Below are 22,998 nucleotides of genomic sequence, written 5' to 3'. Positions count from 1 at the left end.
GGACTTATTTAGAGAATAACGTTTTAATTTTATTACGAGTAAGTAATAAAACACCGCCTAATACAGATAGCATTCCTAGAGCCATATTGTTTGATTGCTCGCTACCAGCGTTAGGAAGTTCTTTAGCGTTATTGTTTTTAGTACCATTATCTGCTTGCGTTTGTTTAGACTGTGATACTTCATTAATCTTGTTATCAACATTTTGCTTCGTTGTATGTAACTCAGCTAATTTGTCGTCAATTTTTTTCTCAGTATGCTTAAAATCGTTGATTTTAATATCTAAGTCTTGTTTTTTCTTTGATAAATCATCTGAAACAGTTTGTTTCGATTGTTTAATTTCGTTAATTTTATTAATTAAATCTTGTCTAGCTTCTTGTAAAACAGCTAGTTTGTTTTTTACATCTTGTTTAGCTAATTCTAAGTTAGCGGAAAGACTGTCTAAATTGCCTTTAATTTTCTTAAGTTCCTCTAACGTGTTACCGGTATTCGGCTTGTTTTCTTTTAGTTCAGCGAGTTTGTCCTCAGCAGTTTGTTTCGCTTTCTTTAACTCAGCTAATTTTTCATCTACTTGTTTTTTAACTTCCTTAAGTTCATTAACCTTTTGATCAATGTTCTCTTTATGTTGCTTCATTTCATTCACTTTTTCATCGACAGTTTGTTTATGTTCTTTAATCTCATTCACTTTGTTATCGATATTTTGCTTATGTTCTTTTACTTCAGCAACTTTATCTTCTACTTGTTTTTTATGCTCTTTAATTTCAGCGATTTTATCTTCGGCGATTTGTTTGTCTTGCTGCAGTTTTGCATCTAGTTCTTGTTTATGCTGTTTAACTTCGTTAATTTTTTCATCAGCAACTTGTTTACGTTCATGTAGTTCATTCACCTTCGTATCAACATTTTCCTTAACTTTGTTAAGTTCGTTTAATGTTTGATCCACGTTTTCTTTGTGTTGCTGTAATTTCGCATCTAACTCTTGTTTATGTTGCTTAATTTCAGCTAATCGATCTCCTGTACTTTGCTGGGGAGTAGTATCATTTACTTCCGCATGAGCAGAGTTCGCGCCAGCAATCATTGCTAAAGCTAGTGTAGACGCAGCGATTGTTTGTTTTGTTTTCATATTTTTGTACCTCTTTTCTTTCATATGCATGAGCTGTTTTGTGTAAAATTGAGCATATAGAAGTAGATTCTTCCATCATTATATACCATCTGCGCTGCCTAGAGGAAGTATTTGCATAATAATCTATGATTATGTAATTTTTATAATCTCTTATTTTGGAGTAGGGGATAAATCTTTAGCTAGATGAACAATTTCTTCAATAGTAAAGCTTATATCTTTATTATTGCGAATAACAAACAAATAATCAGCCTCATTTTCTATAGGATCTACCACATCATCGTGAAGTGATTCAGTTTGTTGTTGATCAAATACTTCTTTGAAACTAGAATATCCACCTCTAAAAATATTCGTACTTCGCGTGCTTCGAGCCACTCTTTCGTAAAGTACATCATCTGGAATGTCAAAATGAACTAATATGCGTACATATTCATTCTGTGGAAATAATTCGTTTAGTAAATAGAATCTTCCGCTTTTACTGCGATTGGAATTACAAATAATAAGGTGTAAATTTGTATGTTCTTTCGCATAATCAACAATGAATTTTGAAAGACCGTGCTTAAATGTATTAGCACCTTCAGCCGGCTGTAATTTTTCATAATGCGTGTTAATAAATTTAGCTTGGTTATCTTGATCCATAACGAAAGAGTGGGGTAACTCTTTTTCTAAAGCTTTTGCAAATGTAGTTTTACCGCTGTGTGTTTTTCCTACAGTAATAATGACGAATCGTTTCATATTGGCCTCCATTTGTATTGTTATGAACTGGAATATTCGGTGTAGATCGAAATCTTCCTGCTAGAGATTACACAAATTGTTGAGCGTTAGTAGGCTGAAAACTTGACAAAAAAACTTATTTATGCTATAATTTACCAATATAAAAATAAAGTGTATAATAGGGTTCTCCTGGCCAGGGGAACCCTATTTTTGTTGTAAAAATGAAGGAGAGTGTATGTACGTGAAACAAGGTGAAGCAAGTGTAACGTCGTTAGTATCAGCTTTCAGCAGGGCATATCATAGTGAATTTGATAGTCCTAAAATCTTTAATGATTATGTAGCTAAAGATTTCATTTCACAAAAAGAACGTAACAATATTGAAACGAACATGGTTCAAGGGATTCACTTTTTCAATACAGACATTGCAGAGCGGTTTCAAGACAATCCAAAAGAAATATTAAAATGGATTACACAAGTTCAGTTATCACCAACACCTTTAGCACGTGCCGCATATTGTGAAAGAGTATTACTACATGAAATTACATTAGGAGCGAAACAATACGTCATACTCGGTGCAGGCTTAGATACGTTCAGTTTTAGAAACCGAGAGTTAGAGAATAAAATAGAAATATTTGAAGTGGATCATCCTTCTACGCAGGCGTTTAAGAAGGAAAGAATAAAAGAAGTAGAAATTGAAGTTCCAAATAACCTTCATTTTGTTTCAATGGATTTTACGAAAGGATTTTCCTATGAACAGTTACGCAATGAAGGATTTGAAAATAAAAAGACTTTCTTTAGCCTTTTAGGTGTTACGTACTATTTAACGAAAGAGGAACTTGCTAGTTTATTAGAATGTTTATTCGAGATGGTTCCGGCAGGTAGTTCTATCGTTTTTGATTATCCCGATGAAAATTTGTTTACGGAAAAGGGACTGTCCAATCGAGTTGAAAATATGGTGAAAATGGCTGCGGTAGGCGGAGAACCAATGAAATCATGTTTTTCTTATGCCGAAATGGAAGCACTGTTAGAGAAGGCGGGCTTACTCATTTATGAACATTTATCGCCAGAAGACATAAATAAATTATATTTTGAAGGACGAAACGATTATTTGAAAGCTTTTGAGACGGTGCATTATGTGCATGCGGTGAAAAGGTAGGAAATTAGTAGGCATGGGGAGGAATCTCTGTGTCTTTTTTTATAAAAAAGGAAATGAGCTGTAGTGGTGGAAAATATAATTATAAATATATATAAATTAATGTTTTGTAGAAACTAAAGGAAAGGGGAAATAGAAGATGTTGAAATTACAAGGGAAATACAATGAAGCAAAAGTGTTTACTACGAATGTAGAAAAAACTGCAGCAGGTCAAATTATTGATCTTTGTAACCAAGAATTCGTAAAGGATAGCAAGATTCGTATTATGCCAGATACACATGCGGGTGCAGGTTGCACGATTGGGACAACAATGACAATTCAAGATAAGATTGTTCCTAATTTAGTCGGGGTTAACTAATCGGCTCAGACTTTAAACTACTCACTCAATTGACTGGGAACCCTAACGATAAAAGGCGAGGGCAATCAGCAGCCAGTGGTTATGGTGACATAATCGAATGGTTCAGAGACTTGTACCATGTTAGCAGACTAAGGTACAGAATTATTCCTCATCCATTTTGAGTTGAAGAGGAATAATTAATACGGTGAGCCTACAGTAGAGACTGCATATCTCGATGACTGTAGAGAAGGTATAGTCCACACTTTCAGGAAACTGGGAGGTAAGTACGATATTGGTTGTGGCATGGAGGTTGTTATAATTAATAAGAAAAAAGAGGAAATCAACTTCGATTACTTAGATGAAACGATACGTAAACTTGTCCCAAGTGGTTTTCGTATTCGAGATAAGGAACATAGATTTTCAAAAATGATTGATTTTGATAGTGTAAGAGCCCCGTTTACATTGCAACGTGCTCAAAAAAGTATTGGTACACTTGGCGGGGGCAATCATTTTGTCGAACTGAATGAGGATGGTGAAGGAAATGTATACATTGTTATTCATAGTGGTTCGCGTAATTTAGGGAAACAAGTAGCAGAGTATTATCAAAACTTTGCTTACGAGCAACTTATAAACGTTAAATCTATTAAAGAAGAAATTATTGAGCGTTTAACGAAAGAAGGCAGACAACAAGAAATACATGAAGCTTTACGTGAAATTAAGAAACCGGTGATTCGTAAAGAATTAGCTTATTTAGAAGGACAAGGATTTAAAGATTACATGAATGATATGAAAATTGCACAAAAATATGCGGAGTTAAATCGTAAAGCAATGATTGATGAAATCGTCACTACAATGGATTGGAAAGTAACAGATCAATTCACTACAATCCATAACTACATCGATATGGACAATATGATTCTAAGAAAAGGTGCTATTTCAGCTCAGAAAGATGAACGAGTAATCATTCCAATCAATATGAGAGATGGTTCAATCATTGCATTTGGTAAAGGAAATCCAGATTGGAACTTTTCTGGCCCTCATGGAGCAGGGCGTATTATGAGTCGCAAGAAGGCGAAAGAAGTACTTAACTTAGAGGATTTTCAAAATACAATGACAGAGGTTTGGACTACATCTGTTGCAGAAAGTACTTTAGATGAAGCACCAATGGTATATAAGCCAATGGATGAAATTATTGAGAATACAAAAGAAACAATTGATATTAAACATATTATTAAGCCACTTTACAATTTTAAGGCTAATTAAAAGAGGAGTAACGTTTATTAAAGAAAGAGAACTTGAAAAGATAGCATATTTTGTGGCGGTTATATAACAGAGATTAAAAAGACAACATATTAAACTAAGAGATTCATCATATTCATTTACATTTATGTAATGTTAAAGACTAGAAAGCTAGATTGGCGCGAATTGCTAATTGTGGAGTGTGTAGAAAAGACAAAATCTCTTAAAAAACACTTAATTTTTTATTCCATTAATCTTTACAATCTCCCCTTATAATGTGAATTGGACAAGCACCTAAGAGAAGCAGAACATGTCAGTTGGTACATTCTATTATTAGGGGGAGAATTTGTATGAAAAAGACAGTTGCTTCGTTAGCAGTTATGGCGGCATTATTACCGACATTTTCAGCACATGCGGAAGGGAAAGAGCAAGTTCGAAAATCAGCTACAACTTTTAATGTTATTAGTGACATTCAAGGTGATTTAGGAGATTTTGATCACGTATTAAAAGATATGAATAAAGTAACGCCACTTTCTAGAGCGCTTATTATGAATGGGGATATAACGCCGACTGGACAACAGTCACAATATGATGATGTAAAGCGTGTGTTAAATAAAAATAAGCATCCAGAAAATGTATGGTCTACTGTTGGGAATCATGAGTTTTATGCTGGTAAATGGACAGCAGATGGGAAACTCTCCCAAAGTACATGGCCAAATGGTGTAACTGAGGAAACTTTATTTAACCGCTATCTGAAATTTAGTGGACAAGAAAAGGTATATCATAAAAAAGAATTAGATGGCTATCCACTTTTATTTTTAGGAACTGAAAAATATATGAAATACCACGATTCAAAAATGTGGGATGAAGTATATATGAGTGATGAGCAATTAGGTTGGTTAAAACAAAATTTAGAAGAGTATAGTCAAAAAGATAAAAATAAACCAATCTTTATTTTCTCTCATCACGTTTTACCTGATACAGTATCTGGATCAAGACAATCACCATATTTACAAGATTATTTAAACGTGGATAAATTGTACGATATATTAAAAGACTATCCGCAAGTTGTTTTCTTCACGAGTCATACGCATTGGGATTTAAACTTACCTGACTGGGCTGGTAAAAAGAAAATTAAAGGTGGAGATGAAAAAGGTTTCACTGTTGTAAATACGGGCGGGATTGAAACAGGCTGGATGTCAGCAGGACCAAATGGAGGAGAGAAAACTGCTCCAGATGGCTATTCATTTAAACAAGGGTTACAAGTGAAAGCATATGGTAACGATGTAATTGTGACAGCTTACGATTACAAACGTGATAAGGATATAAAGAAGTTATTAATTAGTGATTCAAAAATTGCGCAGATGGCACCAAATGTAACGGCAGATGATAGTGAAAATATAATTGTCGGTGCAACTGAATATATGGAGTATTCTATAGAAGGAACGAATGAGTGGCATACGTATAGTAAAGCAAACCCTCCGAAATTTGATGGGGATAAAGTCGTATACGTACGCCATAAAGGTGAAATGAATTTAGAGCCGGGATTAACACAGTTACTTCGTTTTTCGGTAAATAAGTGATTGGAGGGAGTCTGCATTTGAATGTGTGGGCTCTTTTTTTGTTGATGAGAAAGGGGTTGCCTGTCTGTCGTTTTTTTGTCGATAGATCGATATATTAAGAAAATCGTTGATATATTGCAAGTTACGATAGATATATTTGAAAAATCGTTGATATATTGAAAGGAATGAACGATATATTTAAAAAATCGTTGATATAAATTTCATGTACCGTAATTAAGTTAAAATCATTAATACGGTTTTACTTATCAAAATGAAATTCTAATACATTTTTAACCGAGAAAGATGACTTCACCATTTTTACGTGTAATAATAGTAACGTTACATATATTGTGAAAGAAGTACAAAAGGAGCGTTACAATGAATTTAGCTAAATTCCCGAGAAAAAAATATACAGAATCATATACACCAATTGAAAAGTTAAACAACTTTTCTGAAGCACTTGGTGGCCCGACTATTTATTTTAAACGAGATGATTTACTTGGTTTAACAGCTGGTGGCAATAAGACGAGAAAGTTAGAATTTTTAGTTGCGGATGCACAGGAAAAGGGGGCAGATACGTTAATTACAGCTGGTGGTATTCAGTCAAATCATTGCCGCCTCACACTGGCAGCTGCGGTAAAAGAAAAAATGAAATGTATCCTTGTATTAGAGGAAGGGCTTGAGCCAGAAGAGAAGAGAGACTTTAACGGAAACTATTTCTTATATCACTTATTAGGTGCTGAAAATGTCATTGTTGTACCGAACGGAGCAGATCTTATGGAAGAAATGCATAAAGTAGCACAAGAAGTAAGTGAAAAAGGTAATACACCATATGTAATTCCAGTTGGTGGATCAAACCCTACGGGCGCAATGGGATACGTTGCTTGTGCGCAAGAAATTATGGCGCAATCATTTGAGCAAGGAATTGATTTCAGTTCAGTTGTTTGTGTAAGTGGTAGCGGCGGTATGCATGCTGGTTTAGTTACTGGTTTTTCTGGAACACAAAGCCATATTCCTGTAATCGGGATTAACGTAAGTAGAGGAAAAGCTGAGCAAGAAGAGAAAGTAGCAAAACTTGTAGATGAAACTTCAGCACATGTTGGTATTCCAAACTTTATCTCGCGCGACGCTGTTACGTGCTTTGATGAATATGTAGGACCAGGCTATGCGTTACCAACGCCGGAAATGGTAGAGGCAGTTCAGTTACTTGCGAAAACAGAAGGTATTTTACTTGATCCAGTGTATACAGGTAAGGCAGTAGCGGGATTAATCGACTTAATTAGAAAAGATAAATTTAATAAGGAAGACAATATTTTATTCGTACATTCAGGTGGTTCACCAGCTTTATATGCGAATACTTCTTTATTTGCGTAAGTGTAAAAAGCATTGGGTATCCAATGCTTTTTTGTTATATACTGGAATTATCTAGAGGTGGGAGGATGATATGAACTCAAATTTAAAATGGATCATATATATGGTACTCGGCATTTCTATTCTATTAATCTTATTTGCGGCTTATGGGGTGTATTCTTATTTTACATTTTAAAACGTAATGGAAGTGAACCATAATGTAATGTGTGTTATAGTTTGATATGTTAATTACTTACAATACTTTCTACAAGGAGAATACATAATGAGAGCAAAGAAACTAGTAACGTTAGCAGTTCCATTTATGCTGTTAGTCGGATGCGAGGTAGGAGATAAAGATTCTACTCATAAGACTGAGCAAACTAGTAAAGCAATAACGAAAACAGTAATTTCTGAACAACAGTATCCGTACTACATATGTGAGCAAGTGGTAGAGTTCCAATTTAAGAAGGATGAACTGTTACTAAACTTAGGAGAATCCTTAAAGGACAAAGAAAAAGCAAAAGCTGTTTTAAAAACATCAAACGAGATAGATAAAATTTTAGACAATATGGAACACATAAAAGTACCTGATACATACAAAGACATTCACAAATCCATACAAGAAGGGGTAACAGAGGCAAGAAAAGCAACGAAGTTAATTAAGGATGCTGGTAAAGAAGATAAACAGAAGATTCAAGAAGCTACAATGAAAGGTACTGAATTTTTATCAGGTGTAGACGGAGAGCATTGGAAAAAAGCAATTTATGAGTTATCACAGGAAAACAAAGATGCTTATAGTAAGGCACTTGATAAGAAAGTAAAGGAGCACTCAAAGTAAAACAGTAACTTGTAACAATACATATCCACCTAAAATTTCCGCGAATGCTATGCTAGGAAGTTAGGTGGGAGATTACTGTCCTTAAATGTGGCTGATTAAAGCTACAGCCACATTCTCCTGTTCTAATTAACTAAAAGAAGAACTTCCCCATCCCGATTAGACTACTGATCATTCCTATTCCACTCATGGTGCCTTTTCCTGCTGTAAGTAAGTTTCCAAGCATTCCTAGCTGACCGTTACCTCCGTTATTTCCCCATCCCATTGGGGCCCACGGACCACCCCATCCTGGAGGGTTTCCAAAAACACCCGAGTTATTGGTATTGAAATGAAAAGGCTTGGCTGGCGGCGATAGTAAAGCTGCAAGATGACCTTGTGCGAACATCCCTGTATGATTGAATGGTTGCGCCCAGGGGAAGGGAGGTTTTTGAAAATTAAAACCTGCATGACTTGGTAATGGAGTCCAATTAGCAGGGTGACCTTGTGGTAGTATCTCTGCATAATTAATTGGCTGCTGCCCCCAAGAGAAGGGAGGAGGTTGGGGATTGAACCCCGTATAATTGGCTGATGAATCCCAACTAACTGGATAGACTCGGTAACTCCAATTCTCAGGAAGCTTCAAATCATTCATTACCTCAGATGTAGTTATTTCGGGCTGTGAATATAATGAAATTTGGTTAGTATATTGTTGCCCATTTCCCTTTGAATTCAAATACCAATATTGGTCCATACGCTTATTCTCCTCACTTTAAAAATGTAATGTTAGACTTAGCCTATGTAATATTCCTTTTTATGGATGGTTACATAACTAGATCTACAAGCCTGTATTTAAAGGAATGGGTGCGTAGTCTTTTTGATTTTTCTCGCTGCCTGTAAAATTCTCATTGATTTAAAGCTTCACTTTATTTTAGAAGGGGATTTTCAGTTGCTTCTTTTTTGTATTTCAGCCTAATTTAAATTCCGTTAACAAACATTTTTATAAAGGTTTAATCAACAAAAAGATTTTAAAATGGTATGTTGAGCAAGTGGAATTGCTAAAAAGAGAATATCCATTCGAAGAGTTTGGCAAAATACTGCAAGGGTAATATTTTCTTGTGCAAATATGTAAACGATTTAAACGAATCAATGAAATTTATAATGAAGGGGCAATTAAATATATGAGTGAAACATTACATAAAAGAAAACCACCATATGTAATGCTTGTAATCCTTTTTATTGGGGCATTTGTTTCATTTCTAAATAACTCCCTTTTAAATGTAGCCTTGCCATCAATAATGAAAGATTTAAACATTCAAGATTATTCAACGATCCAGTGGCTTTCTACAGGGTATATGCTTGTAAGTGGTATATTAATTCCGGCCTCAGCATTTTTAATAACGCGTTTCTCCAATAGGAGCCTATTTATTACATCTATGGTGATTTTTATTCTTGGTACTGCCTTAGCGGCTGTAGCACCTAACTTTGGTTTATTACTTACTGGTCGGATGGTTCAAGCGGCAGGCTCTTCAGTTATGGGACCTTTGTTAATGAATATTATGCTAGTAAGCTTTCCAAGAGAAAAAAGGGGAACAGCAATGGGGATTTTTGGACTAGTTATGATTACAGCTCCAGCAATTGGGCCGACACTATCAGGTTATATTGTAGAGTATTATGACTGGCGTTTGCTTTTTGAAATGATTTTACCGTTAGCAATCATTAGCTTACTGTTAGGGATTTGGAAATCTGAGAATGTCATGAAACAAAACAAAAATGCAAAACTTGATTATCTCTCATTACTATTATCTTCTGTCGGTTTTGGCGGTTTGTTATATGGATTCAGTTCTGCAAGCTCCGATGGTTGGACAAATAAAGTTGTCTTAACAACCTTAATCATAGGCGCAATTGCCCTAATTGCTTTCATTATTCGTCAATTAAAAATGGATGAGCCGTTATTGGATTTACGTGTTTACAAGTACCCAATGTTTGCACTTGCGTCTGTAATTGCAATTGTCAACGCGGTGGCCATGTTTTCGGGTATGATTTTAACACCAGCTTATGTACAAAACGTCCGTGGCATTTCTCCGCTGAGCTCTGGACTGATGATGCTTCCAGGTGCGGTTATAATGGGGATTATGTCACCAATTACAGGTAAACTATTTGATAAATATGGTCCTCGGATTCTTGGCATAGTGGGGCTTTCCATTACAGCTGTTTCAACTTATATGTTGGCAAGTCTGCAAATTGACTCTAGTCACACACATATTATTCTTATCTACACACTGCGGATGTTTGGGATGGCGATGGTTATGATGCCACTTATGACAAATGGTCTTAATCAATTGCCAACTCGCTTAAACCCGCACGGTACAGCTGTTAATAATACGGCTCAACAAGTGTCCGGTTCGATTGGTACTGCTATTCTTGTTACGATTATGAACTCTGTAACAAAAACAAAAGCTGAAAGTTTAATGTCTCATATAGATCCAGCAACCTTTACAGAAACTACGAAGGCAATAGTAACTCAGAAGGCTTTATTATCTGGAATTCAATATTCGTTTTATGTAGCGCTTGGCATGAATGTTGTTGCACTACTATTAGTTTTTTTCGTTAAACGTGTAGATACAAGTGCGGAAGCTGTCGAGAAGCTAAATCGGTAGAGAAAAATAAAACGCTTGATAATGATTCCTACAAGTTTTTTGCTGCTAAGGCGCCGGTATTTAAAGCTAGAAAAGAACTAAAAGAAGCAGGGAAATAATTATATAGTAAAAGAGGACCTGATGTTCATATCAGGTCCTCTTTCATTAGTAACACGGTATACTTGCTTATCGTATTGGTTTAACTAAACTACTGATTTTTCGAATACTACAATCTTAAGCTCGTCAACTTCTCTATTTTTGGGGTGTTTTAGAAGAAAATGAATTAAAATAATCGTTTTTATAAACAAATACAAGAGATGAGATCCGTTTGCAATTTCTCATAAACATTACAAGTTTAGATTATCTTTTAACACCAACATTAAAAGGCTCCAACTATATTTATTCGCTTCATTTTAATTTAGTATTTTTCTACAAGTTATAAATCTAATTGCCAAGCTTATACGTAATATCATAATCATGAATAGTTAGGGAAAAGATAAAATAAGGTAATCAATTACATATCTTTATCCCAGGCGATTAGTTGCTATTTCCTCTTTATTAAATGGGATATGTTATTTCATGCTTTTTTGAAAGGGTGTTTTAAATGGAAAAAAAAGTATCTGCCATTCCTCAGCCGAAAACATATGGACCGCTGGGTAATCTCCCATTAATCGATAAAGATAAACCGACTCTATCGTTTATTAAGCTGGCGGAAGAGTATGGTCCCATTTTTCGAATTCAAACTTTAAGTGATACCATAATTGTCGTTTCCGGACATGAACTGGTAGCAGAAGTCTGTGACGAAACACGGTTCGATAAAAGTATAGAGGGTGCTTTAGCAAAAGTTCGCGCCTTTGCTGGAGACGGATTATTTACAAGCGAGACTCACGAGCCTAACTGGAAAAAAGCTCATAATATTTTGATGCCTACATTTAGCCAACGGGCAATGAAAGATTACCATGCTATGATGGTTGATATTGCTGTACAACTCGTTCAAAAATGGGCACGGCTTAATCCGAATGAAAACGTGGATGTTCCGGAGGATATGACTCGTCTTACGTTAGATACAATTGGTCTATGTGGTTTTAATTACCGATTTAATAGCTTTTATCGTGAGACCCCTCATCCTTTTATTACTAGCATGACCCGTGCTCTAGATGAGGCGATGCACCAATTGCAGCGGCTGGATATAGAAGACAAACTTATGTGGAGAACGAAACGTCAATTTCAGCATGATATCCAATCTATGTTTTCTTTAGTAGATAATATTATTGCTGAACGTAAAAGTAGTGGAGATCAGGAAGAAAATGATTTACTTTCCCGTATGTTAAATGTGTCAGATCCGGAAACTGGTGAAAAATTAGATGATGAAAACATTCGTTTCCAAATTATCACTTTTTTAATAGCTGGGCATGAGACAACAAGTGGATTGTTATCTTTTGCAATTTACTTTTTATTAAAGAATCCGGATAAATTGAAAAAAGCCTATGAAGAAGTAGACCGTGTTTTGACAGATCCTACTCCAACATACCAACAAGTTATGAAACTGAAGTATATACGGATGATTTTAAATGAATCACTGCGTCTATGGCCTACCGCTCCAGCATTCAGTCTCTATGCAAAAGAAGATACAGTGATTGGCGGGAAATACCCAATTAAGAAAGGAGAAGATCGTATTTCTGTTCTTATTCCACAGCTACATAGGGATAAAGATGCATGGGGAGACAATGTGGAAGAATTCCAACCTGAACGATTTGAAGAGCTGGATAAGGTTCCTCATCATGCTTATAAGCCATTTGGAAATGGCCAGAGAGCATGTATCGGTATGCAATTTGCACTTCATGAAGCCACTCTTGTAATGGGAATGCTTCTTCAACATTTTGAATTAATTGATTATCAAAACTATCAGCTGGACGTAAAACAAACATTAACGCTAAAGCCCGGTGATTTTAAGATTAGGATTCTACCCCGAAAACAAACTATTAGCCATCCTACTGCTCTTGCACCTACAGAGGACAAGCTGAAAAACGATGAAATTAAGCAGCACGTTCAGAAGACACCTTCTATTATTGGGGCCGATAATCTTTCACTTCTTGTTCTGTATGGCTCGGATACAGGGGTAGCAGAAGGTATTGCAAGAGAATTAGCAGATACAGCTAGTTTAGAAGGAGTTCGAACGGAAGTGGTAGCTCTTAACGATCGAATTGGAAGTTTGCCAAAAGAAGGAGCGGTACTTATTGTGACTTCTTCTTATAATGGAAAACCGCCAAGTAATGCAGGGCAGTTTGTGCAATGGTTGGAGGAACTAAAAACAGATGAGCTAAAAGGGGTTCAATACGCAGTTTTTGGTTGTGGAGATCATAATTGGGCTAGTACTTATCAACGGATTCCAAGATACATTGATGAGCAGATGGCTCAAAAAGGAGCAACAAGATTTTCTAAACGCGGAGAAGCAGATGCAAGTGGTGATTTCGAGGAACAGCTCGAGCAATGGAAACAAAGCATGTGGTCTGATGCGATGAAGGCATTTGGATTGGAGCTCAACAAAAATATGGAAAAAGAGCGCAGTACTTTGAGTCTGCAATTTGTCAGTCGTCTTGGAGGATCTCCTCTTGCACGAACATATGAAGCAGTTTATGCGTCTATACTAGAAAATCGTGAACTCCAATCATCCAGCAGTGATAGAAGTACACGACATATCGAGGTATCCTTGCCGGAAGGCGCTACATATAAAGAAGGAGACCACCTTGGAGTGCTGCCAGTTAATAGCGAGAAAAATATCAACCGAATTTTAAGACGCTTTGGATTAAATGGGAAGGATCAAGTTATACTGAGTGCAAGTGGACGAAGTATAAATCACATACCTTTAGACAGTCCTGTTAGTTTATTGGACCTTCTTAGTTATAGTGTTGAAGTTCAAGAAGCAGCCACTCGAGCACAAATACGAGAAATGGTAACATTCACAGCATGTCCTCCTCATAAAAAAGAATTGGAAGCATTATTAGAAGAAGGAGTTTACCATGAACAAATACTAAAGAAACGGATTTCAATGTTGGACCTTCTTGAAAAGTATGAGGCTTGTGAAATCCGATTTGAACGCTTTTTAGAACTTCTTCCTGCGCTCAAACCGCGTTACTATTCTATTTCAAGCTCTCCACTCGTTGCACAGAATCGTCTGAGCATTACGGTCGGTGTTGTTAATGCGCCTGCATGGAGTGGGGAAGGGACATATGAAGGAGTCGCTTCTAATTACTTAGCTCAGCGTCATAATAAAGATGAGATTATCTGTTTCATTCGAACGCCACAATCAAACTTTGAATTACCTAAAGATCCAGAAACACCAATTATTATGGTTGGGCCAGGTACTGGAATTGCACCATTCCGTGGATTCTTGCAAGCGCGTCGTGTTCAAAAGCAAAAAGGTATTAACTTAGGAGAAGCACATCTATATTTTGGTTGTCGTCATCCTGAAAAAGATTATCTTTATCGTACAGAACTAGAAAATGATGAAAGAGATGGATTAATCTCTTTACACACAGCTTTTTCTCGTCTAGAGGGACATCCAAAAACATATGTACAGCATTTAATAAAACAAGATAGAATCAATTTAATTTCGTTATTAGATAATGGAGCTCATCTTTATATATGTGGTGATGGAAGTAAAATGGCTCCGGATGTAGAAGATACCCTTTGTCAAGCATATCAAGAAATTCATGAAGTCAGTGAACAAGAAGCAAGAAATTGGTTGGATCGTGTGCAAGATGAAGGGCGATATGGAAAAGATGTTTGGGCTGGTATATGACTGTTTCTTAATTAGATACATATTAACTAATGAACTTCTTTCGAATAAATTTCACTTTATTAGTATAGTGTATTTAGATGAATAGTGATTAACCGGACTATTTAGTATCTACTAAATAAAAAACAGGACCTGATATGCATCTATCAGGTCCTGTTTCACATAGACATTATACATCGATATTTTCCACGCATTATCAATGTTTGTAATGTAGTTAGCCTTTTGAGTCAGCTATAAAATCAGATATTATTTTTTCAATATCGAAAGGAGTAATCCCTTTATCCAAAGAAAAAATGCTTTCTGCTTCTTCGATGTCTTGAACGAGTTCACCTCTAGCTTCAATATGTAATCGGAACAAGTCATATAAATTCGGTTTAACTAAATTAGTTAAAGCCTTCCCAACTAGTATCATACCTTTTTGATTAGCCTCGATGGTATTATCATAAGTTAGATCTCTCGTAAGAGACAAATCTGTCCAAATCAATTTTCGTTCCTTTAAGTCTAAAATAACTGGAATAGAGATTTGGGTGTCGGCAGTAATATCCACTTTATCTTGAACAGTAGAAGGTTCAAATATTTCACCTGAACCAGGATATTGACGAACCATACAACCAGTAAAGCATTCTGGTAAATCTTTATACGGTTGGTCTGTGTAAGAAAGCAAAGTCATTACTACATAGCGTGCACCATATTTCAGCACAGACGGAATATCGAAATCAATGAATTCAGATGCCCCCTTTGGTGCAGAAGTAATATCTCCGCTATGGTAGGCTTTGAAATTTTTTGAACGTAAGTTCGTGAAGGATACATGTTCTTTGTATTGCCAATCTTCGTCGTACATTGCAGCAGATAAATCAATGTCAACACGTCCTGTATGTTGTCCATTCACATAGCCTTCTTTCCACCATAGGAAAAAACGAATCGTATCTCCTTCTGGCAAATCTACTTTACTTCCTCGAGATAATGTGCGAAGCGCTTTGCTGGCTGAACGTTGAGAGAAGGGAACTAAGTGATTTTTTAACTGTTCATCCAAAAATACTTTTCCGAGACTTGGAAGTTCTGCGAAGCGATTTTTTAAAGTATCTTCACACATTTTTACAATCATTAAACAAATATCCTCTGAGATAAATGGAAGTGTATTTTCGATACCTATAGCTTTTGCTACATTACCCTTTGGAAAAAAGGTGCGAAATTCATTTTTATCATTTCGATGCTTAAAATGAGCTGTGAGTTGAAGTAATACAGGAGTAGAAACGTTTCCTATTATACTTAGAAAATCTTCGAGAATATTGAAAACATCTGTTGACTTATCACTACATAAACGGATTAAATGATCCAAGCGTCTGGCAAATTCCCCCGGGCGAGTTTTTAAAAGATTTTTTGCTGTCATGATATCACGATTCAACAAAGCTGCTTCTATTTTTCCATTAAATGTTTCAACTTTAATGTTGTTGCGAAGAATCTCAAATGCTCGGTGGGTTTTTGGGAAACGAGTATGATATTCTGCTGGATGAAGAATTTCACCTAAACGAATCCAACGTTTTTTGTATCGAAGCATATCTTCGGTAATGTTTCCGCATTGCTCTAACAATCCTAAAAGGAAGCGTCTTTCTGCTCGGTTAAACTTCTTGAATCGGACGGAGGATGATAAACTCACATCGCCTTCAGATAAAGCAACTGCAAGGCGAAGAACATCAGTTGCTGTTTTAAAATACTTTGCAGCAGCATCGGCTGATATTTTTCTGTTTATTAATAAAACCCCAATTATAAAAGACATATTTTCCTTATGAGGAATTACATTAGGTAGAAAACAGGAAACATCTTCAGTGTGTGTAATAGCCCATTCTACATCCGTCTTATCAGTTGAGGAAATAGAGCTGTTTGCACTAATCAATTGAGAAATCATTTGATTGAAATCTTCTTCACTTCCTAAGTCAATAACTTTCAAATCAACTCTATCTAAAAGAGGGAGTCGTTCTTCTACTTTTGATACAGGTAGGCGCAACGTCACATAATGAATAATGGCATTAATGTATAAATCAGCGTCACTTAAATCCATCATTTGTTGCGGAAAGTTTGGATACATAGGAGTAAACTGAATATGTGCTCCAACCATTTCTTTTAAATGTTTTACCAACTCTTTGTAAAACGATGTGAATGCATCAACCGAAAGTGTTTGCAACTCTTCTATTAAAGGCTCGGAAAAAGTAAATCCTAAATTTTCCAAGTTTTTTAAAACAGTGGCTAAATAAATGTTCGGTAGTTTATTTTCTTCTCTTTTTATAATTACTTTCAAACTTCTTCTTATGTAAATAGAATTTTTCATGAGAACGCCAGCTATTCACGCCTTATAAAAGAGGGGAATAGTCTGACTGTCCTCCTTTCAGTGGTAGATTTTTATTTTTATATGTATAAACACACTAATTGTAGAAAAATGCACAGAGGGTACATAGCTATTTTTTAGTGGGAAATTAGGGATATAACATTTAGTTGTTAAGTGGTAATTTGTTAATTAAGAAAAGAAAACCTCTACATCAATGGTTGATAAACTAAAGTTTATGCAATCCCAAAGAAGAAAGAGGTTTTATAGTCTAATTATTTTTCATAGGGAATTGACAACTCTAAAACAATTTGAAATTTCTACAAAGAAGGAAGAATTGTCATAGCCTATGTGTTTAGCAGGAAAGTAACATCCCTATTTGGCCAAAGAAGTTAGAAGGAAGGAACGTCATAGCCTGCTTTATTAGTATATTCTCTTGCGAAGAGCAATTCAAGTATACTGTCTGATTTTTTATTTTTTTCTTAAAGGGGAATTTTCATGATTATCCCGCATTAACGGGCAGCCAGATTGGTGAGGGTGATTAAAGTTTCACTTTATAAATAGGGAGACCATCACATGCCCTTTTTATAATGCTATTACGGGAGGATTTTTATTTTTGATATATTATACCATTTATTTAATGGTATAATATGGTATGCGTTCTGTGGAATGGAGTTGAATGAGTATTATAAATACAAAAGGTGAAATTAAAAAAACAAAAAGAAAAGTATTACTAACTATACTTACTATGTTAGTAATTATAATTGGATTTGGATATTGGAAACTTTTTAGTTTGCAAGGTGTTCCAAAAGGGGAATTCATTCGAACAGTGAAATCCCCAGATGGAAAATATCTCATCAAGACTTATTTTCATAATGCAGGATCATTAAGTGCGGATGCTGTTAGGGGTGAATTAGTTAACCTTGATACAGATTCAGAGAAAAATATATATTGGAACTATCCAGATACAGATCCATATATTGAATGGGTAAATAAGAATATTGTTAGAATTGGAGATCAAACTTTAGATGTTTCACAGAAAGAAACCTATGATTGGCGTGATGACGATAAGCACGTTAAAGAAATGCCTAAACAGTTTATTAGATAAAATAAGAAAAATTAAATTTATTTAATCTTATTCGTTTAACTATAGATAGGATTATATGAGTGAAAAAGTCCATTTAGATTTTCTAAATGGACTTTTTTAGGTTTCTAGATACGACTACTGATAAAAATGGAACAAACTTGTTATTTAGGTTGTCTATTAAGTATACGTATAAAACAGGGGTTCATGATAGTTCACTCATTTTATGAAAAGTGAGATGCAAGAGAGTGATATCCGATACACTCTTTAATTGTATCGATATGTATAACACCTAAAAAAACATATATTCTTGAAAGAGGTTGAAAATGTATGATAGTCTTAAACAAGTTTTTTAACATTTTACATTACAAAAAGATGGTACCTGTAGTATTTCTTTCATGTGCAACGCTTATAGGCTGTTCCGATGGTAATACTCAATCTGAATTACCTAAACAAACGAAACAAACAAATCAAATCAAACAAGAAATTACTGGTAATGATTCTTTTGTTAAACTTGAAAAAGAATTTGATGCTAAACTCGGTATTTATGCATTGGACACTGATACGAATCAAACCGTTACTTATCAATCAGATGAACGGTTTGCATACGCATCTACCCACAAAGCTTTAGCTGTGGGAGTACTTTTACAAAAGAAATCAATAGAAGATCTAAATCAAAGAGTTTTGTATACCCGTGAAGATCTTGTTAATTACAATCCAATTACAGAAAAGTATGTTGATAGTGGTATGACCCTGAAAGAGCTTGCAGATGCTTCTCTTCGATATAGTGATAATACTGCACAAAATCTTATTCTTAAACAATTAGGTGGACCTAGTGAATTCAAAAAATCACTAAGAGAAGTAGGAGACACCGTTACAAATCCTGAACGTTTTGAACCAGAATTAAACGAAGTGCCTCCAGGAGACGTACGTGATACTAGTACCCCAAAGGCATTAGCTACTAGTCTTCAGGCTTTTACGCTAGGAGATGTACTTTCAACTGAGAAACGGGATTTATTAATAGATTGGATGAAAAGGAATACTACCGGAGACAATTTAATTCGTGCCGGAGTTCCAGGAGGATGGGAAGTAGCTGATAAGACTGGCTCGGGATCTTATGGAACCAGAAATGATATCGCAATTATTTGGCCACCAAATAAAAAACCAATTGTTCTTGCGATACTTTCTAATCATGATAAAGAGGATGCTAAATACGATGATAAGCTTATTGCAGAAGCAACCAAGATAGTGTTAGATGCTTTAAAAGTGACAAATAAATAATAATAGTAACTAGTTATTATTATTTTCCCGGTTTTTCGTCACAATATTGTGAGTCATGATTTTGCTAGCGGACTAATGTTTATGGAGTTCTTCGTTGGAGTTGCATTTTTAGCAACGATGGCAAGTTGCTTAATGTTTAAAGTTCTGTCGGGAGCATCAAAAGATGTGGCACGTTATCAAACGTTTCGTAAAATTGTTGTCCGCCGAGAATTATTAACAAACTCAATCTATAAAGAGTTATACTTCATATTTTTATTCCCAGCAATTGTCGGGATTACTCATATATTATTTGGTATGAACATGTTTAGTCCTATTTTAATCGATCCGTACTCTCGTATTTGCTTACCACTTGTTATTTTTGTAGTAATTTACTCGATTTATTACTTGATTACAGTTCAATTATATAAAGGAATTGTACTCTCGAAAAAAAGATCAATGTAATGATGTTATTCATAAAGAATGATAGATAATCCTTTTTGGAAAGAACAATTAAGAGAGAGATAACATTAATTATCGACTGTATCGAAAGTGAAATCACTTCTTTACAGAAGGAGATGGAGAATTAAGTCAATCGAATGAATATTATAGCCTGCTAATATCCCAGAGTATGTTATAAATAATATTGCCACTTGGGTGCAAGGAAGATTGAAATGAAATTAGCAACCATATTTTTAAATAGTTATTTTCAGAGGCAACAAGTGTATTAGGGAGGGGGCATTTGGCTTAGAGGAATCTTCATGTGAAAAGACCTGAAACAGCCTTCCCTATAGCAATAATAAAGATGTCTAATTTCTAATATAGAAAATAATAGCGTTGCTACATTCAATATGTAGCAACGCTATTTAAATTTTTTAAACAGGGTTAAATTTTTCAAGAAATTTACCTATAAAAAATGATATCCAATTAAATTCATAAGTTTATCCTCTATGTATTTTGTAACTACATTTCATCTTGCTGTAAAGAAACAAAAAACACTTTTTTATTCAATAATTCCAATTTCTAGAGCCTTTTGAACAGCTTCTTCTTTGTTACAGACTCCTAGCTTTGTATAAGCTGTAGAAGCATAATTTCTGACCGTACCATTTGACAAATATAACCTTGATGCTATGGTAGTGTATCGAAGTCCTTTTGCTACTAGCTGTAATATTTCTATCTCCCTAGCTGTTAGCTCATAAACGGCTGCTTTTGATTGTGGTGTCTCTTTTTGCTCATCAAACTTCTCAAATATTTTGTGAGACATTCCCTGATCAATTAGTGTCCCACCTTTGTGAATAAGTCGGATCGTATTGGCTAGCTCCAACGTTTCAATAGATTTAAGTAAAAAACCATCCGCACCGTTGCGAAGTGATTCCACTGCCTGTTCGGTATCTTGAAACGTTGTAAAAATCAATACGCGGATATGTGGCCATTGTTGCTTAATCTTTTTGGTTGCTTCAATTCCATCCATGTGCTGCATATCTAAATCCATAAGTATAACATGGGGTTGAAGGCGCCCACACAAATCGATGGCTTCATTGCCATCCTCAGCCAAACCGACTACATTTAAATCTTCATATCTATCGAGTAGTGTCCTCAAACTTTCCCGGACAAATGGCTGATCGTCTACAATTAACAAACGAATAAGTCCATCTTTTATTTCAGTTTGTCGCGGTATGGTGCATGTAACAAGCATTCCTTCCTCTGGCTTTGTATATACAGACAAATGACCTTGCAAGTTCATTGCCCGTTCTTTCATCGCATTCATACCGAAGCCTTCCTGCCATTCTACATTTCCTTTTCCATTATCTTGAACTTCTAACCTCGTATATTGTTGTTCAAACTGCAATGAAACTATAATTTCAGTCCCTTGACCATGACGTACTGCATTCGTAAGGGACTCCTGTAAGCAACGAACGAATGTGATCTTCGCTTGCCGAGATAGTTGATATTCCTCTCCGAATGTCCTAAAACTTACATTTACCTGAGCGTGCTCCTGAAATTCGGCTCCAAGATTTTGTAGAGATTGAATCAAGGAAGGAGATTGACATGGAGAATCCATTTGATGTAGGTAACCTCTCACGTCCTCGATGCTTTTCCGTCCCATTTCAAGCAGAGAATCTAGCCTCTGTATACCCATTTCAGTAGCAAGTTCGGTGCGCAACGTTTCCATCCCCATAATAATAGAAGTATAAGCGTGACCAACTGTATCATGAAGCTCACTCGACAGTCTGTTCCGTTCTTCCGCCAGTGTGATGCGTTCAATCTGAGACATATATTGCTCAAGTACCGCGTTTTGTTTACGAATTGATTCATTTTGTTTATGATTGACGATTAATAAATGAAAAGCGAAGCCCATTACATATGCGAATCCATAATAGGTGACCATAACCCAATAGCTATTACTTGGCGCAACCGCATAGAAAATTCCAGTCGTTATAAAAACTGTTATTGGAGCTGTCCAATAATAGGAAAAATGCTTACTATTCGCAGCAATTAGAAACACTGATATAAGAAATATGTTGTAAGCTTCCGGAAATAATGAGGTTAAATATATACATTGTCCACCATATAGCAGTATTTCTGTGAACAAATAATATTTATAATTGAATAGTAAGGCTACCCATGGAACAGAGAAGGCAATAATTTCCCAAAGAATAATAATCCAAAGTGGTAATGTTAAACCATCCTGAAAATTTAATGTAGCTAGGATGATAGACACACTAGTAAGTAGACGTATCCCTAACATAATCCAATCGTACCAAAACCAATACTTAACCATATCTAACAAGTCATTTACCCCCTAAGTAGCCTACCTTTTTACTTCCTATATTATAAATTAATCCTTCATACATTGTTATACTTTTTAATTTTACACTGCAATTCTCTCACAGAAGGCAAACTTCTATCGATTTAGTTGCCGAATCATGCTACGTGTATAGCCTCCAATTTTCTTTGTCAAACGATCTACTATTCTACTACTTATGGCGGTAAATACTATACCCATAAACATTACAAAGAGTGACTTAGTAAAAGTATCTATCTGTATGAATATAATATTCATTTCAATGTAGCGATACAGTAGTGGTGCCAACAAGAACATAAGTGGCATTACATAAAAAATGGTTGCACAAATGATACTAAAAATGCCAATCACAAATTTCTGCATTAACCAAAAGACAGCAGACCAAGTACGACGATCTGTAAGCACTAATTTCACCTGAGCCCAGTTTGATGTATCTATTGTTATACTTTTATCATAAGAGTCTGTTGAAATATCTGTATAAATTTTCGTCTGTATGCGCTCGAATTGGATAAAAGGTGTCGTAGTCTGTAGTACGCGTATAACTAGTGGAATCCCAATTACCGTAAATGAAAGGGTGAAACTGAATAGCAGAGCTATTAGATAAAAACAAAAATAAAACAACCCTGTAACGAAAGTTAGCAATAAAAAATAACCATTCTGGATGAATCTTGATTTCATAAAGTTCTCGCTCCTATCTATGTAATAACCGAATTGTACTGCTTTTTTTGTCATTCTCACTAGTGTAAAAGTGTCATATGACATTTTTAAATGATGATAAAAAGGGGAGAGTAACCTAATTCTGGTTAAAAAAGA

The 22,998-nt window shown here is 35.4% G+C and carries 16 protein-coding genes and 2 pseudogenes; 12 read left to right on the top strand and 6 right to left on the bottom strand.

Translation table 11 applies throughout. The features are described 5' to 3' along the window. Nucleotides 1-4: 4 nt before the first annotated feature. Nucleotides 5-1,117, bottom strand: coding sequence for an LPXTG cell wall anchor domain-containing protein (locus tag BHV55_RS16050; protein ID WP_070756745.1), 1,113 nt, complete (start codon nt 1,115-1,117; stop codon nt 5-7). A 150-nt stretch (nt 1,118-1,267) separates the two neighbouring features. Continuing rightward, complete coding sequence (locus tag BHV55_RS16045; RefSeq protein ID WP_139147400.1) at nt 1,268-1,861, bottom strand: AAA family ATPase; 594 nt, start codon at nt 1,859-1,861, stop codon at nt 1,268-1,270. A gap of 202 nt (nt 1,862-2,063) precedes the next feature. Here BHV55_RS16045 and BHV55_RS16040 point away from each other — a divergent pair, with 202 nt between their 5' ends. The 6 genes from BHV55_RS16040 (at nt 2,064) to BHV55_RS16015 (ending at nt 8,307) form a co-directional block, all read left to right on the top strand. Then, nucleotides 2,064-2,984 carry a class I SAM-dependent methyltransferase gene (locus BHV55_RS16040; RefSeq protein WP_070756743.1) on the top strand — a complete coding sequence of 307 codons (921 nt, stop codon included), beginning with the start codon at nt 2,064-2,066 and terminating at the stop codon, nt 2,982-2,984. A 136-nt stretch (nt 2,985-3,120) separates the two neighbouring features. After that, complete coding sequence (locus tag BHV55_RS16035) at nt 3,121-3,339, top strand: RtcB family protein (RefSeq protein WP_000916240.1); 219 nt, start codon at nt 3,121-3,123, stop codon at nt 3,337-3,339. 282 nt (nt 3,340-3,621) lie between these two features. Next, nucleotides 3,622-4,581: an RtcB family protein gene (locus tag BHV55_RS16030; RefSeq protein ID WP_070756741.1), complete on the top strand. Its 960-nt coding sequence runs from the start codon at nt 3,622-3,624 to the stop codon at nt 4,579-4,581. Between the two features lie 326 nt (nt 4,582-4,907). Beyond that, nucleotides 4,908-6,140 carry a DUF4073 domain-containing protein gene (locus BHV55_RS16025; protein WP_000754277.1) on the top strand — a complete coding sequence of 411 codons (1,233 nt, stop codon included), beginning with the start codon at nt 4,908-4,910 and terminating at the stop codon, nt 6,138-6,140. Nucleotides 6,141-6,497: 357 nt separating this feature from the next. Continuing rightward, on the top strand, nt 6,498-7,493 hold the full coding sequence (cuyA, locus tag BHV55_RS16020; RefSeq protein ID WP_070756739.1) for a D-cysteate sulfo-lyase: 996 nt from the start codon (nt 6,498-6,500) through the stop codon (nt 7,491-7,493). 259 nt (nt 7,494-7,752) lie between these two features. Beyond that, the gene (locus BHV55_RS16015; RefSeq protein ID WP_001201801.1) at nt 7,753-8,307 is read left to right on the top strand and encodes a hypothetical protein; all 555 of its coding nucleotides are present in this window, start codon (nt 7,753-7,755) and stop codon (nt 8,305-8,307) included. Nucleotides 8,308-8,437: 130 nt separating this feature from the next. Here BHV55_RS16015 and BHV55_RS16010 read toward each other — a convergent pair whose 3' ends face one another. Beyond that, a complete protein-coding gene (locus tag BHV55_RS16010; RefSeq protein WP_070756736.1) occupies nt 8,438-9,034 on the bottom strand; it encodes a hypothetical protein in 597 nt (198 codons plus the stop codon). A gap of 427 nt (nt 9,035-9,461) precedes the next feature. Here BHV55_RS16010 and BHV55_RS16005 point away from each other — a divergent pair, with 427 nt between their 5' ends. Then, nucleotides 9,462-10,940, top strand: a complete 1,479-nt coding sequence (locus tag BHV55_RS16005) for a DHA2 family efflux MFS transporter permease subunit (RefSeq protein ID WP_000005137.1) — start codon at nt 9,462-9,464, stop codon at nt 10,938-10,940. A gap of 583 nt (nt 10,941-11,523) precedes the next feature. Beyond that, on the top strand, nt 11,524-14,721 hold the full coding sequence (gene cypD, locus BHV55_RS16000; RefSeq protein WP_070756734.1) for a bifunctional P-450/NADPH--P450 reductase: 3,198 nt from the start codon (nt 11,524-11,526) through the stop codon (nt 14,719-14,721). A gap of 211 nt (nt 14,722-14,932) precedes the next feature. Here cypD and BHV55_RS15995 read toward each other — a convergent pair whose 3' ends face one another. Next, nucleotides 14,933-17,044: a TerD family protein gene (locus BHV55_RS15995; protein WP_070756732.1), complete on the bottom strand. Its 2,112-nt coding sequence runs from the start codon at nt 17,042-17,044 to the stop codon at nt 14,933-14,935. Between the two features lie 673 nt (nt 17,045-17,717). Between BHV55_RS15995 and BHV55_RS15990 the strand changes: the two genes are divergently transcribed. The 4 genes and pseudogenes from BHV55_RS15990 to BHV55_RS15975 form a co-directional block, all read left to right on the top strand. Next, a complete protein-coding gene (locus BHV55_RS15990) occupies nt 17,718-18,146 on the top strand; it encodes a DUF5412 domain-containing protein (protein ID WP_000022538.1) in 429 nt (142 codons plus the stop codon). 306 nt (nt 18,147-18,452) lie between these two features. Continuing rightward, nucleotides 18,453-19,403 carry a class A beta-lactamase gene (gene bla, locus BHV55_RS15985; RefSeq protein ID WP_000636458.1) on the top strand — a complete coding sequence of 317 codons (951 nt, stop codon included), beginning with the start codon at nt 18,453-18,455 and terminating at the stop codon, nt 19,401-19,403. A gap of 45 nt (nt 19,404-19,448) precedes the next feature. Next, nucleotides 19,449-19,844: pseudogene (locus BHV55_RS15980) on the top strand (ABC transporter permease); the annotation flags it as partial. Nucleotides 19,845-19,865: 21 nt separating this feature from the next. Then, nucleotides 19,866-20,057: pseudogene (locus BHV55_RS15975) on the top strand (alpha/beta hydrolase); the annotation flags it as partial. A 325-nt stretch (nt 20,058-20,382) separates the two neighbouring features. On the opposite strand, the gene BHV55_RS15970 reads toward BHV55_RS15975, so the two are convergent. Further along, nucleotides 20,383-22,170 carry a helix-turn-helix transcriptional regulator gene (locus BHV55_RS15970; RefSeq protein WP_070756728.1) on the bottom strand — a complete coding sequence of 596 codons (1,788 nt, stop codon included), beginning with the start codon at nt 22,168-22,170 and terminating at the stop codon, nt 20,383-20,385. Nucleotides 22,171-22,284: 114 nt separating this feature from the next. After that, entirely contained in the window at nt 22,285-22,863 is a 579-nt protein-coding gene (locus BHV55_RS15965) for a sensor domain-containing protein (RefSeq protein ID WP_070756726.1), read from the bottom strand. Nucleotides 22,864-22,998: the final 135 nt, after the last annotated feature.

Source organism: Bacillus sp. RZ2MS9, from assembly GCF_001816185.2.
Taxonomy (GTDB): Bacteria; Bacillota; Bacilli; order Bacillales; family Bacillaceae_G; genus Bacillus_A; species Bacillus_A cereus.
The sequence above is the reverse complement of the archived record's forward strand: the minus strand, read 5'-3'. Positions and strand labels throughout refer to the sequence as shown.